Raw genomic sequence first — 12,556 nt, forward strand, 5'->3', positions numbered from 1 at the left:
TTCAGCTGCGCCCTGCCCTCTGTTGGCCATTCCAGGCCCCGGGGCTTGCGCGGAGCGCAAATGTTGCACGATCACCGGCGGCATTGCCATTGATTCGTACCCGCTGCCGCAGGCTTTCATTAAAGGCACAGCGCAGCGGGACAGGTGCAAACAGCGCGGGCGAATTGTCTTGGAGACTTTGTGAAAATTTCGTTCAACGCATATCCGGAAACACAATAAACCTGCAAAACAAAACGCCCCGAATTCTTCGGGGCGTTTGCAAATGAACGCGATGTTTACTGCTCGGCGCGTTCCTTCAAGGCTTTCAGGGTGTTGAACGGTGCGTCGACCACAAACTTGTTGGCGATCATCGACGGCACGCTGCCACCCGGCTCGGTGTGAACCTGATAGGTCACTTCAACCTGATCGCCTTTCGGCACGAACTTCCAGAAACCTTTGACCTGAGCGACCCGCACAAAGCCCTTTTCTTCAGGCAGGTACTTCGGCACACCTTCCAGATTACGGGTCAGGCTGCCATCGGCGCCTTCAACGGTGGTGACATGCAGGATCGAATCGCGCGGAGTCACCGGCCATGGTGTGTTGAACTGGGTGTAGGTCCAGCTCTGGTCGCCTTCGTGCTTGAGCAGTTTCTGGGTCTTGCACTCGTGAATCCAGGCGCAGGCACCGGAAACGTCTTCCTGCAAGGCGCGCAATTTGGCGATGGTAGTCTTCATCACGGTCACGCCCTGATAAGACTTGTAGTCCGAACCCGGCACTTCGCTCAGGGAGACCTTGATGCCGTCCTCGTTCCTGGCGACTTTCCAGTCTTCAGCCTGGGCGGCCGACGTGGCCAGCACGGCAGTCAAACCACACAACACAGCGATACGATGCAGCGAACCCATAGTCTTGTTCCTTATTGTTGAAGTTCCGTTCGTTTGACACATCACGCGGCCGTCATCTGCTCCCACCAGCCGAGCAGCCTGATCGCGTCTGCCTGGCTGCTGCCGCAGACTTCCGGATCGGCCTTGAATCCTGAGCACACCGCCGGACGCTCCGGTCGGCCGAAAATGTTGCACAGGTTATCGACCGACAACTGAACGCAGCGTTCACCGGCAGGTTTGCCATCGGGCATGCCTGGAATCGGCGAACTGATGGAAGGGGCAATACAGCAGGCGCCACAGCCTTCACGGCATTTCATGACGACGCGTTCCTCGCAGCGGGTAATGTATTAAAGGGACGCGGAACAGGGTAACCGCTTAAACGGCTGTTTTAAATTGCCTGAACCGGGGTTTTTACGCAGAAACGAAAGTGACTGACCAGTCTCCGACAAAGCGTCTGGTCTGCGGGTCACCGACGGAAGCGATTTACTGCTTGAACTCGAAATCCAGCGCCGCACCTTCGACTTCCCGGCGCTCCTCATTGCGCAGTTGCAACTGCATTTCGTTGCTGAGCAGACGGCCGTTGAGCTGGAACCCGCTGTTTTTGTCGCCGAACATTTGCGGCAGGATCGGCTCACGCTTGGGCATTGTCACGGAGCCGGGAGGTTTCAATTCCTGCACCATGTCTTTTGGCAGACTCAAATCGAGCTTCGCCGGCGGCAGCGGCATCTTGGCCACTTCTTTCGCCGACTTGGACTTGGAGGCGACCGGGGCGCGCCTCGTGGTGGGAACAGCCTTTTTCTGCGGTGATTGCTTCGCGGGAACGTTTTTCCTGGCCGTGACCGGTTTTTTCGCGGTGGCACTGGCCGGCGCCTTTTCCTGAACCGCAGCCGCCAAAACGCCAGGCACATGACCCATCATCAACAGGCAGAGCACAACCCAGGCAGCAGAAAATGTCGCTTTCATGAACCCAACGAAGCTAACGGCAGAGGACCATATGCTCGCCTGTTGGGCGCCACCTGACAAGCTCCGCCATTGTTTCAAAATCCGCCGGCCATCTCCTGGCAGAGCTGGGTCGCCAACATGCCCAAGGTCATCAGTGCGCGTTCCGCCTCACGATTCCACGGAGTGCCGCAGTTCAACCGGATGCAGTGATTGAACTGTTCGGTGTTGCTGAAGATCAGGCCCGGCGCAATGCTGATGCCCTGTTGCAGCGCCCGCACATGCAGCTCCTGGGTGTTGACCCGTCCCGGCAGACTGACCCACAGAATGAATCCGCCGGTGGGCCGGGTCATCTGCGTGCCTTCGGGAAAGTACTGCTGAACCGCCAGCTGGAAAGCACTGAGGTTTTTTCGGTATTCCTGACGGATGTACCGTAAATGCCGGTCATAGCCGCCGTTTTCCAGATACGCCGCGATGGCCATTTGCGTGACGCTGCACGCCGAATGGGTGCTGAAGGTCTGCAGACGCTGGATTTCCTGCTGGTACTTGCCGGCGATCATCCAGCCGATGCGTACACCGGGCGATAACGTCTTGGAAAAACTCGAGCAATAAATCACCCGGTCGAGCCGGTCGTAAGCCTTGAGCGACTTGGTGCGGCCCTGCTCGAACATCAACTCGCCATAGATGTCGTCTTCGACGATCTGGATGTCGAAGTCCGAGGCCAGCCGCAACAGCTGTTTCTGGCGCTCTTCGGGCATGGTGCCGCCCAGTGGATTGCTCAGGCGAGTGGTCAGCACCAGGGCCTTGATCGACCATTGGTTGGCCGCCAGTTGCAGAGCTTCGAGGCTCATGCCGGTGGCGGGGTCGCTGGGGATCTCGATGACTTTCAGCCCCAGTAGATCGGCCAGTTGCAGCAGTCCGTAATAGGTCGGCGACTCGGCGGCGATCAGATCGCCAGGCCGGGTCAGCACCCGCAACGACATCTGCAAGGCGTCGACGCAACCGTGGGTGATCACCACTTCCGAAGGGTCGACCACCACGCCTGCATCACGCATGCGAATCGCCACCTGCCGGCGCAGCGGTTCGAAACCGGGGCTGAACATGTAGCTGAACGCCCGAGGGCTGTGAAAGCGGGTGACCTTGGCCAGTTGCTGATGCAGGGCACGCACCGGCAGATAATCGACACTCGGCACCGCCGCCCCCAGCGGGAACACGCCTTCACGACGGGATTCGACCAATACTTGCTGAATGATGCTGCTGCGGGTGACCAGGCCTGGCCGTTCGACCCGGGCGATGTCCGGCGTGGGCGCCGTCAGTGCCGGGGTCTGGTGCACGTAGTAGCCGGATTGCGGCCGCGCACGGATCAGGCCCTGATCCTCAAGGTTGGCGTAAGCCTGCAACACCGTCGCATGACTGACGTTGAGCTGCGAACTCATCTTGCGCACCGAAGGCACGCGCTCGCCCGGTTGATAGACGCCGCGGCGGATATCTTCGGCCAGTTGTTGAGCAATACGTTGGTAGAGCAAGAGATTGGTCATGACGCAGCACTCGATTTCACGGGCGTTTTATTCTTGTGTGAAACAATACCGGAACAGTTTGGAAGTGTACTGGGACAGTTGCCATATTAGTCAACCATACAGTGCTGTGTCGGTTAAATCTGTACCGCTTTGTGAGGGAATCGACAGACGAAAAAAAGCCCGGTGCTGCCTGACAGCCCGGGCTTTCCAGTAACGCCCCCTCAGCGGGCGGCGCCGAGCTGGCCTTTTTCGTCGGAGAACACGATTTCCACCCGACGGTTCTGCGCACGACCACGCTCGGAAGCGTTGGCGTCCACCGGGTATTCGTCGCCGTAGCCTTCGACCTGAATGCGCTTTTCGTCGATGCCCAGGTCCGTCAACACATCGGCCACCGACTGCGCGCGGTCGCGGGACAGCTTGAGGTTTTCCTGCTTGCCGCCGGTGCTGTCGGTGTAACCCTCGATCCGCACGATACGTTTCGGGTTCAGTTGCAGGAATTGCACAATCTTCAACACCACGCGGTTGGCCGAGTTTTTCAGTTCGGCTTCGCCGGTGTCGAACAACACATCACCCAGGGTCATCACCAGGCCACGGTCGGTCTGGGTGGTGGCCAGTGCGACGATCTGCTCCTCCAGCCATTTGCCCTGCTGCTGCACGCTCAGCAGTTTGGACTCGCGCAGGGCCAGTTGCAGGCGCTGGCGCTCAAGTTCCAGCTTCGCCACACGTTCTTGGTTGAGCACCTGATTGGTGTGCTCGCGGGCGATTTCGCTGTAGCGCTGACTCAGGTAGGCATAATGCACTACATCCGAGCCGCTGCCCCAGTACGTCGACAGGCGATCGGCGCGGGCCAGGGACTCACCGGCGCGGATCACGTCCTTCGGCGCGATACGCAGCACATTGGAATCTTCCTTGACCTTCTGGAAGTCACTGCTGGCCTGCTGCAATGCGGATTCGCTGTGCTGACCGGCGCAGCCGTAGAGGCTGGCGCAACCGGCAAGGATCAGAGCGCCGAGGGCTTTGGACGTCAGGCTCATTGGGCATCTCCCAGTTGCTTGCGCAGTCGGACGATGCGGGTGTTGAGCACATTCACTTGCTCTTCGCTCTTCTGGGTCAGCACTTTGGCTTCCGCCAGGCGTGCGTCGAGTTCGGCCTGTTCGAAGCGCATCCGCGCATTTTTGTAAGACTCACCCGCCATGCTGCTTTTGGCCCGGTTGAACTTGTCTTCTGCCAGTTTCATTTCCGGCACGTCTTCGGCGGTGGCACCCACGGCTTTGGCTTGCTCAAGGGCCTGCTCGGTCAGACGCATTTGTTCGTTGGGGGCCGGATCGCTGGCGCAACCGGCCAGGGCCAGGACGGCCATGGCCGCGAAAAGAAGTCGAATACTCACTAAGAATCCCTACTGTTTTGGGGCGCTGACAGGTGGTTGCGGTGGCTGTTGCTGCTGCGCCTTCCAGCGCTCGATGTTGCGTTGCAGCGCGGCTTCCGTCAGGCCGGACGCGGGCAATTCTGTCATCTTTTTGGCCAGCTGTCCGCGCAACCACGGATCGTTGCAGGCCGAGTTGTGCGAAACCGCGAGGAACAGACCGGGCCGATCGATGGGTTGTTCGAAGGCCTGCAGATCATTGGCCATGCCCAATGCCTGAGCGGCCGCCATGCCCGAATAGCGACCGGCAAGTACATATTCCACCTCGCCCAGCAGAAGCTTCTGAAACGCCTGGGTCAGGTTTGCCGTACGGATCAGGGCCAATTGCTGATCGGCGAAAGTGGCAAATGCCGGGGTCATTCGAGACTTTTCCGACAGGCCGCCGGTGTGCCCGTGCAGGTCTTTAGCTTCGCTGTAAACCAGGGTTGAGCCCTTGCGCGTCCACACCAGGTAGTCGTTTTCCAGCAACGGCGGGTGAATGTAGTCGAGGTTTTCCAGTTCATTGAAGGTCAGCGGCGCGTCGGCCAGTATGTCCATGCGCCCGCTGCGCACCTCGTCGAGGGCCTGGGAACGCTTGCCGGCATACAACAGATCGACTTTGATCCCCAGCTCTTTGGCCACCTGTTGCAACAGGTCGGCACTGGCACCGATCAGTTGCTTGGGGTTCTGCGGATCCTGCCAGAGGTACGGCGGAGCATCCGGGCTGCCGGTGACAACAAGCCGCTCGCACTTGCCCGCCGCGACCGACAGGCCCGGCAACAATGCCAGGACCAGCAACCACGAGCAGCCCAACCGACGATACAGATCCATGGCGAAACGCTCCCACTCAAATCCCGGACAAAAAAAAGCCCGACCAAAAGGTCGGGCTCTTTATAAGTGAAGCGGCCGGATTAGACCAGCTTCTCCAGCTCAGGTACGGCTTCGAACAGATCCGCCACCAGGCCGTAATCGGCCACCTGGAAGATCGGCGCTTCTTCGTCCTTGTTGATCGCTACGATCACTTTGGAGTCTTTCATGCCGGCCAGGTGCTGGATCGCGCCGGAAATACCGACGGCGATGTACAGCTGTGGCGCAACGATCTTGCCGGTCTGACCGACCTGCATGTCGTTCGGTACGAAACCTGCGTCGACCGCGGCGCGGGAAGCACCTACAGCGGCGCCCAGCTTGTCGGCCAGGGCGTACAGGTGTTTGAAGTTGTCACCGTTCTGCATGCCGCGGCCGCCGGAAACGACGATCTTGGCAGCGGTCAGCTCAGGACGATCGGACTTGGCCAGTTCTTCACTGACGAAGCTGGAAGTGCCAGCATTGTGAGCAGCAGCAACCGCTTCAACAGCAGCCGAACCACCTTCGGCGGCAACCGGGTCGAAACCGGTGGCACGCACGGTGATCACTTTGATCGCAGCGGTCGATTGCACGGTAGCGATGGCGTTACCGGCGTAGATCGGACGCTTGAAGGTGTCAGCACTTTCTACCGAGATGATCTCGGAGATCTGGTCAACGTCCAGCTGGGCGGCAACGCGCGGCAGGATGTTTTTACCGTTGGAAGTGGCGGCAGCCAGGATGTGGCTGTAGCCAGCGCCCAGCTCGGCGACCAGCGGAGCGATGTTTTCCGGGAGCTGATGCGTGTAGGCAGCGTTGTCAGCGTTCAGGACTTTGCTCACGCCAGCGATTTTTGCAGCGGCTTCAGCCACGGCGCCAGCGCCTTGACCGGCAACCAGAACGTGGATGTCACCGCCGATTTTGGCAGCGGCAGCCACGGTGTTCAGAGTGGCCGGGGCCAGCACTTTGTTGTCGTGTTCAGCAATAACCAAGATAGTCATTTAGATTACCTTCGCTTCGTTTTTCAGTTTCTCGACCAGTTCAGCCACCGACTTGACCTTGATGCCCGCACTGCGTGCAGCCGGCGCTTCGACTTTCAGGGTCTTGTTGGTGGAGGCGGTGGAAACGCCCAAAGCGTCCGGAGTCAGCGTCTCGAGAGGCTTCTTCTTGGCTTTCATGATGTTTGGCAGGGACGCGTAGCGCGGCTCGTTCAAACGCAGGTCGGTGGTGACGATCGCTGGCAGTTTCAGGGAAACGGTCTGCGCGCCGCCATCGATTTCGCGGGTCACGGCAACGCTGTCGCCGGAGACTTCGACTTTCGAAGCGAAAGTGCCCTGACCGTAGCCGCTCAGTGCAGCAAGCATCTGGCCGGTCTGGTTGTTGTCGCTGTCGATGGCCTGTTTGCCCAGGATCACCAGCTGAGGCTGTTCCTTGTCGACCACGGCCTTGAGCAGCTTGGCCACAGCCAGAGAGGTCAGGTCTTCAGCGGATTCGACGAGGATGGCGCGGTCGGCACCCAGAGCCAGTGCGGTACGCAGCTGTTCCTGAGCGGTGGACGGGCCGATGGAGACGACGACGATTTCAGTCGCAACGCCTTTTTCTTTCAGGCGTACGGCTTCTTCCACTGCGATTTCGCAGAACGGGTTCATCGACATCTTGACGTTGGCGAGGTCTACGCCGGAATTGTCCGCCTTGACGCGGACCTTGACGTTGTAATCCACAACGCGTTTGACAGCTACAAGAACCTTCATGGATTCCTCGTTACTCTCCGGTGAAAAGAAAGTCGCCTAGGCGAACCTGGCGGTTGATGCTCATCGGGCACAAGGGCACCTCTAAAAACGCCGGCTGAGCGGGATGACCGTTCGTCAGTCGTGACCGACGAGTCATGTCGCCTCGCGGTGTGTAAACTGCGCGCCGAACCTGCGCTGCGCATCACCGTTTACCGCCTGCGCCCTGTCTTTAGAGGTGCTCTTGAAACCACCATTCAGCCTACGGCGAGCGCAAAACCGCCCGTATCTTGACCGGAACGCCCATTCTGGTCAATACGCCAAAATGCCCCGTCATAAGCCGCGCTTCTTTGATTTCTCTGGGCTGGAGCCGATTCAAACAAACGTTTGTATTGGACGCTAAGAGTGGTGTAGATATAATGCGCCGCCTAGAGAGAAAGGTGGTTTGCCCATTATTACCCTTGACGTTAACGTAAAGGCAATAACGGATGCGACACCGAACCTCCAAATTAGAAAAAAAACTGTTGAGCCTTGAGTAGGAGATAGCCTGTGGAACGCGAATACATGGAATTCGACGTGGTCATCGTCGGTGCCGGCCCCGCTGGCCTGTCCGCCGCCTGCCGTCTGAAGCAGAAGGCCGCCGAAGCCGGTAAGGAAATCAGCGTCTGCGTGGTCGAAAAAGGCTCCGAAGTCGGCGCACACATCCTGTCCGGTGCCGTATTCGAACCACGGGCCCTGAACGAACTGTTCCCGGACTGGAAAGAACTCGGCGCCCCGCTGAACACGCCCGTCACCCGCGATGACATCTTCGTGCTGAAAAACGCCGAAAGCGCGCAGAAAATCCCTGACTTCTTTGTGCCCAAGACCATGCACAACGAAGGCAACTACATTATTTCCCTCGGCAATCTGTGCCGCTGGCTCGCTCAGCAGGCCGAAAACCTGGGCGTGGAAATCTACCCGGGCTTCGCCGCTCAGGAAGCGCTGATCGATGAAAACGGTGTAGTGCGCGGAATCATCACCGGTGACCTCGGTGTCGACCGCGAAGGTCACCCGAAAGAAGGCCTGTACACTCCGGGCATGGAACTGCGTGGCAAATACACGCTGTTCGCCGAAGGCTGCCGTGGCCACATCGGCAAACAACTGATCAAGCGCTACAACCTCGACAGCGATGCCGACGCCCAGCACTACGGCATCGGTTTGAAGGAAATCTGGGAAATCGACCCGGCCAAACACCAGCCAGGCCTGGTGGTGCACACCGCCGGTTGGCCAATGGACATCATGGGCACCGAGAACACCGGTGGCTCCTTCCTTTATCACCTGGAAAACAACCAGGTGGTGGTCGGTCTGATCGTCGATCTTTCCTATAGCAACACCTACCTGTCGCCGTTCGACGAATTCCAGCGCCTCAAGCATCACCCGGTGCTCAAGCAATATCTGGAAGGCGGCAAGCGCATCAGCTACGGCGCGCGTGCGATCTGCAAGGGTGGCCTGAACTCGCTGCCGAAAATGGTCTTCAAGGGCGGCGCGCTGATCGGTTGCGATCTCGGCACTCTGAACTTCGCCAAGATCAAGGGCAGCCACACTGCGATGAAGTCCGGCATGCTCGCCGCTGAATCCGTGGCCGATGCGCTGTTCGCTGAAAAGGATGGCACTGAAGAGCTGACCACCTACGTCGACGCCTTCAAGAAGAGCTGGCTCTACGAAGAACTGTTCGCCAGCCGCAACTTCGGCCCGGCGATCCACAAGTTCGGCGCCATTGTCGGCGGCGGTTTCAACTGGCTGGACCAGAACATCTTCGGCGGTAAACTGCCGTTCACCCTGCACGACACCAAGCCGGACTACGCCTGCCTCAAGCTCGCGGCCGACTGCAAGAAGATCGACTACCCGAAACCCGACGGCAAGATCAGCTTCGACAAGCTGAGCTCGGTGTTCATCTCCGGTACCAACCACGAAGAAGAACAGCCGTGCCACCTGAAACTGACCGACCCGACCATCCCGCTGAGCAAGAACCTGCCGCTGTACGACGAACCGGCGCAGCGTTACTGCCCGGCCGGCGTGTATGAAGTGATCACCAAGGAAGACGGCGAGAAGCGCTTCCAGATCAACGCCCAGAACTGCGTGCACTGCAAGACCTGCGACATCAAGGACCCTTCGCAGAACATCACCTGGGTGACGCCGGAAGGCGCCGGTGGCCCGACCTATCCGAACATGTAAGTCGATCCGCTGAACATCAAGGCTCCCGAAACGGGGGCCTTTTTGTTGCCTGCAATTTGTGCAGGATCAGGCCGCGCGCTCATCTCCCGGGCTGCGTTCGAAATAGCGCTTGTACTCGCGACTGAACTGCGACGTGCTCTGATACCCCACCCGATGCGCCACCTGCGCCACACCCAGCCCTTCAGCGATCAACAACGTCTGCGCCTTCAACAAACGTAAACGCTTCAAGTACTGCACCGGCGACAGTAACGTGCTGCGTTTGAAGTGTTCGTGAAAGGTCGAAACACTCATGTTCGCGCAGCCAGCCAAGGTCTCGACATTCAACGGCTCGGTGTAATGCGCATGCAGATGACTGATCGACGCCGCGACCCGGGCGAACTGCCCCTGCTGCTCGACCAACGCCCGCAACACATCAGCCTGAGGGCCGCGCAACGCGACGAACAACAATTCACGCACCCGCGCCGGTCCGAGAATCTGGCATTCCAGCGGATCGTGCAGACAGCGCAGCAAGCGCTCGACGCAACCGCGCATGTCATCGTCGAGCACCACCGAGGTCATCGACTCCGGGGTCTGCGCCGGAATATGCCGCCCCGGCGCCAGCCCCATGGCCAGCACCAGTTCACCGAGCAATACCCGGTCGATCGCCACCGACACGCCGAGCAACGGCGCATCCGGCAACGCGTAGGTTTCGCACTCGAACGGCACCGGCAACGCCTGGATCAGGTAATGCCCGGCGCCGTACTCCATGGTGCGCGGCCCCAGATACGCCAGTTTGCTGCCCTGGGCGATGATCATCAGGCTCGGCTCATAAATGTGCGGGCCACGGGCGACGTCGCAACTGGCGCGCAACACCTGCACGCCCGGCAGCCCGGTCTGGCTGTAACCATCGCGCAGCGCCAGCGGTTCGATCAGCGAAACCAGGGTGGCGTTGGCATCAAGATGACGGGTCAATTGCATCGGGCGGCTCTTCAGAAAAAATCACGGAAAACGGGATGAAAGCATCATCGCAGATCCTTTTGCCAATGCGACCGATCAACCCCGCATGCCGGAGGATTAGGCATGACACCCGGAGGAATCGCCATGGCCGGACGACCGGACGGCGCCCAGAATGCGCCGCCTCACTTGTCACTGCTTTTGCGAGGTTTCATATGTACACCGCCATCGGCTATGCCGCTCAAACGGCCACCACGCCCCTCGCCCCGATGAAGTTCGAACGCCGCAGCCCTCGGGCCGACGACGTTGCCATCAAGATTCTGTACTGCGGCGTCTGCCACTCCGACATCCACCAGGCGCGCAACGAATGGGGCATCGCCGTTTACCCGTTGATGCCCGGCCACGAGATCGTCGGAAAAGTCACTGCCGTCGGTGCGAACGTCACCCAACACAAGGTAGGCGATCTGGTCGGCGTCGGTTGCATGGTCGACTCCTGCCGCACCTGCGAAGCCTGCCAGGCGAACCTCGAGCAATACTGCCTCGAAGGCCCGACCATGACCTATGCCACCCCGGACCGGGTCGATGGCAGCAACACCATGGGCGGTTATTCGGACAGCATCGTGGTCAGCGAACACTTCGTGGTGCGCATTCCCGAGAAGCTGGATCTGGCCGCCGCCGCGCCGATTCTCTGCGCCGGCATCACCACCTACTCACCGCTCAAGCACTACGGCGTGAAGGCCGGCGACAAGGTCGGGATTCTCGGCATGGGCGGCCTCGGTCACATGGGCATCAAGTTCGCCAAGGCCATGGGCGCTGAGGTGACGTTGTTCACCCGTTCGGCGAGCAAGGCCGAGGAAGGTCGTCGTCAGGGCGCCGACCATGTGATCGTCTCCACCGACGAAGAACAGATGAAAGCGGCGGCCGGTCGCTTCGACTTCCTGCTGGACACCATTCCGGTGCAGCACGACCTCAACCCGTACCTCGACACCCTGCGCTTCGACGGCGTGCACATTCTGGTGGGCCTGATCGAACCGATCGATCCGCCGGTCCACGCCGCGAAACTGGTGCTGGGTCGTCGTGTCTTGGCCGGCTCGCTGATCGGTGGCGTCGCCGAAACCCAGGAAGTGCTGGATTTCTGCGCCGAGCACAACATCAGCTGCGACATCGAAATGCTCGACATCCGCCAGATCAACGAAGCCTACGCCCGCATGATCGCCGGCGATGTGAAGTACCGCTTCGTGATCGACATGGCGACGTTGAAGCTTTAAATCTTCAGGGCTTACACCTTCAAGCCAAGTTCTGCCGAGAGCCGGGCGGTGACCCCTTTGATCAGGGGAATCAGCTCGGCCATTTTTTCCAGCGGCATGTACGGCACGGTGCTGGCAATGCTGATGGCCGCGACGATGCGCTTGCTCGCGTCGCGGATCGGCGCCGCCACGCAGCGGATCGACGGCTCGTTGTCTTCCAGATCGAACGCGTAGCCACCGGCCACGTACTCGGTCATCCGTTGCTCCAACTGCTCCCACGACTGTTGGGGGTGCTGCGGCCAGAACTGACTTTTCCCACCCGCCGGCAGACTGATGTCGTACAGACGCTGCCAATCCTGCGGCGCGTCATCGAGCATCAAGGCCTTGCCGATCCCGGTCCGCGCCAGCGGCATGCGATGGCCGACCCGCGAGCGCATTTCCGGGCCGTTGCGCCCCGGATTCTTCAACAGGTACAGCACTTCGTCACCTTCACGAATGCCCAGGTGAACGGTGTCACCGGTCAGCGCCGACAACTCGTCCAGATACGGCCCGGCCAGGGTCACCAACGGCAATTCTTCACGCGCCTGAAAACCCAGTTCGATCAGCTTCGGCCCCAGCAGATAACCGACTTGCGGCACGACGCGCAGGTAGCGCTCGTCCACCAGACAACTGGCCAGCCGATGGGTGGTGCTGCGCGTGGTGCCGATCAGGCGGGCAATCTCTTTGAGATCGCGGGCACCGCTGGCGACGGCCTGCACCACACCCAACCCGCGAAGCAGGGTCTGGGTGCCGGTCGGCGCGGCGTCCTTGGCGGTTTTTGGGGCGTCTTCCTGCATATCCAGCCTTTAGCGTTGAGCGAGGGAACGGGCGGCATTAT

General features: G+C 60.0%; 13 protein-coding genes. 2 read left to right on the top strand and 11 right to left on the bottom strand.

The genetic code is table 11. The annotated features are described in order from the left end of the window. Positions 1 to 275: 275 nt before the first annotated feature. From ACKJSM_RS08375 to ACKJSM_RS08415, 9 genes are all read right to left on the bottom strand, one after another. A complete protein-coding gene (locus ACKJSM_RS08375; protein ID WP_236177989.1) occupies positions 276 to 881 on the bottom strand; it encodes an START domain-containing protein in 606 nt (201 codons plus the stop codon). A 41-nt stretch (positions 882 to 922) separates the two neighbouring features. Further along, a complete protein-coding gene (locus tag ACKJSM_RS08380; protein ID WP_236177988.1) occupies positions 923 to 1,177 on the bottom strand; it encodes a YkgJ family cysteine cluster protein in 255 nt (84 codons plus the stop codon). 166 nt (positions 1,178 to 1,343) lie between these two features. Continuing rightward, a complete protein-coding gene (locus ACKJSM_RS08385; RefSeq protein ID WP_236178107.1) occupies positions 1,344 to 1,823 on the bottom strand; it encodes a translation initiation factor 2 in 480 nt (159 codons plus the stop codon). A gap of 74 nt (positions 1,824 to 1,897) precedes the next feature. Continuing rightward, positions 1,898 to 3,337: a PLP-dependent aminotransferase family protein gene (locus tag ACKJSM_RS08390; RefSeq protein WP_236177987.1), complete on the bottom strand. Its 1,440-nt coding sequence runs from the start codon at positions 3,335 to 3,337 to the stop codon at positions 1,898 to 1,900. Positions 3,338 to 3,537: 200 nt separating this feature from the next. Next, a complete protein-coding gene (locus ACKJSM_RS08395; protein ID WP_236177986.1) occupies positions 3,538 to 4,350 on the bottom strand; it encodes an OmpA family protein in 813 nt (270 codons plus the stop codon). Further along, entirely contained in the window at positions 4,347 to 4,703 is a 357-nt protein-coding gene (locus ACKJSM_RS08400; protein ID WP_410237207.1) for a DUF4398 domain-containing protein, read from the bottom strand. Before ACKJSM_RS08400 ends, ACKJSM_RS08395 begins: the two co-directional genes overlap by 4 nt. Positions 4,704 to 4,712: 9 nt before the next feature. Beyond that, the gene (locus tag ACKJSM_RS08405) at positions 4,713 to 5,549 is read right to left on the bottom strand and encodes a substrate-binding periplasmic protein (protein ID WP_410237208.1); all 837 of its coding nucleotides are present in this window, start codon (positions 5,547 to 5,549) and stop codon (positions 4,713 to 4,715) included. Positions 5,550 to 5,629: 80 nt separating this feature from the next. Next, positions 5,630 to 6,559, bottom strand: coding sequence for an electron transfer flavoprotein subunit alpha/FixB family protein (locus ACKJSM_RS08410; RefSeq protein ID WP_410237209.1), 930 nt, complete (start codon positions 6,557 to 6,559; stop codon positions 5,630 to 5,632). After that, a complete protein-coding gene (locus ACKJSM_RS08415) occupies positions 6,560 to 7,309 on the bottom strand; it encodes an electron transfer flavoprotein subunit beta/FixA family protein (protein ID WP_007950859.1) in 750 nt (249 codons plus the stop codon). It abuts the gene before it with no gap. A gap of 525 nt (positions 7,310 to 7,834) precedes the next feature. On the opposite strand from ACKJSM_RS08415, the gene ACKJSM_RS08420 reads away from it, so the two are divergent. After that, positions 7,835 to 9,499 (top strand): electron transfer flavoprotein-ubiquinone oxidoreductase, encoded by a 1,665-nt coding sequence (locus ACKJSM_RS08420; RefSeq protein WP_007950858.1) that lies wholly within the window; start codon positions 7,835 to 7,837, stop codon positions 9,497 to 9,499. 66 nt (positions 9,500 to 9,565) lie between these two features. On the opposite strand, the gene ACKJSM_RS08425 is transcribed toward ACKJSM_RS08420, so the two are convergent. Continuing rightward, the gene (locus tag ACKJSM_RS08425; protein WP_074688074.1) at positions 9,566 to 10,456 is read right to left on the bottom strand and encodes an AraC family transcriptional regulator; all 891 of its coding nucleotides are present in this window, start codon (positions 10,454 to 10,456) and stop codon (positions 9,566 to 9,568) included. 191 nt (positions 10,457 to 10,647) lie between these two features. On the opposite strand from ACKJSM_RS08425, the gene ACKJSM_RS08430 reads away from it, so the two are divergent. After that, the gene (locus ACKJSM_RS08430) at positions 10,648 to 11,700 is read left to right on the top strand and encodes an NAD(P)-dependent alcohol dehydrogenase (RefSeq protein WP_410237210.1); all 1,053 of its coding nucleotides are present in this window, start codon (positions 10,648 to 10,650) and stop codon (positions 11,698 to 11,700) included. An 11-nt stretch (positions 11,701 to 11,711) separates the two neighbouring features. On the opposite strand, the gene ACKJSM_RS08435 is transcribed toward ACKJSM_RS08430, so the two are convergent. Continuing rightward, positions 11,712 to 12,515: an IclR family transcriptional regulator gene (locus ACKJSM_RS08435; RefSeq protein ID WP_007950852.1), complete on the bottom strand. Its 804-nt coding sequence runs from the start codon at positions 12,513 to 12,515 to the stop codon at positions 11,712 to 11,714. Positions 12,516 to 12,556: the final 41 nt, after the last annotated feature.

This window comes from Pseudomonas sp. PHC1 (assembly GCF_046487845.1).
GTDB classification, from domain to species: Bacteria; Pseudomonadota; Gammaproteobacteria; order Pseudomonadales; family Pseudomonadaceae; genus Aquipseudomonas; species Aquipseudomonas sputi.

Excerpts from the sequence above, each read along its gene's own strand:
- ACKJSM_RS08375 (WP_236177989.1), bottom strand. The coding sequence starts at position 881 with ATGGGTTCGCTGCATCGTATCGCTGTGTTGTGTGGTTTGACTGCCGTG.
- ACKJSM_RS08380 (WP_236177988.1), bottom strand. The coding sequence starts at position 1,177 with ATGAAATGCCGTGAAGGCTGTGGCGCCTGCTGTATTGCCCCTTCCATC.
- ACKJSM_RS08385 (WP_236178107.1), bottom strand. The coding sequence starts at position 1,823 with ATGAAAGCGACATTTTCTGCTGCCTGGGTTGTGCTCTGCCTGTTGATG.
- ACKJSM_RS08390 (WP_236177987.1), bottom strand. The coding sequence starts at position 3,337 with ATGACCAATCTCTTGCTCTACCAACGTATTGCTCAACAACTGGCCGAA.
- ACKJSM_RS08395 (WP_236177986.1), bottom strand. The coding sequence starts at position 4,350 with ATGAGCCTGACGTCCAAAGCCCTCGGCGCTCTGATCCTTGCCGGTTGC.
- ACKJSM_RS08405 (WP_410237208.1), bottom strand. The coding sequence starts at position 5,549 with ATGGATCTGTATCGTCGGTTGGGCTGCTCGTGGTTGCTGGTCCTGGCA.
- ACKJSM_RS08410 (WP_410237209.1), bottom strand. The coding sequence starts at position 6,559 with ATGACTATCTTGGTTATTGCTGAACACGACAACAAAGTGCTGGCCCCG.
- ACKJSM_RS08415 (WP_007950859.1), bottom strand. The coding sequence starts at position 7,309 with ATGAAGGTTCTTGTAGCTGTCAAACGCGTTGTGGATTACAACGTCAAG.
- ACKJSM_RS08425 (WP_074688074.1), bottom strand. The coding sequence starts at position 10,456 with ATGCAATTGACCCGTCATCTTGATGCCAACGCCACCCTGGTTTCGCTG.
- ACKJSM_RS08430 (WP_410237210.1), top strand. The coding sequence starts at position 10,648 with ATGTACACCGCCATCGGCTATGCCGCTCAAACGGCCACCACGCCCCTC.
- ACKJSM_RS08435 (WP_007950852.1), bottom strand. The coding sequence starts at position 12,515 with ATGCAGGAAGACGCCCCAAAAACCGCCAAGGACGCCGCGCCGACCGGC.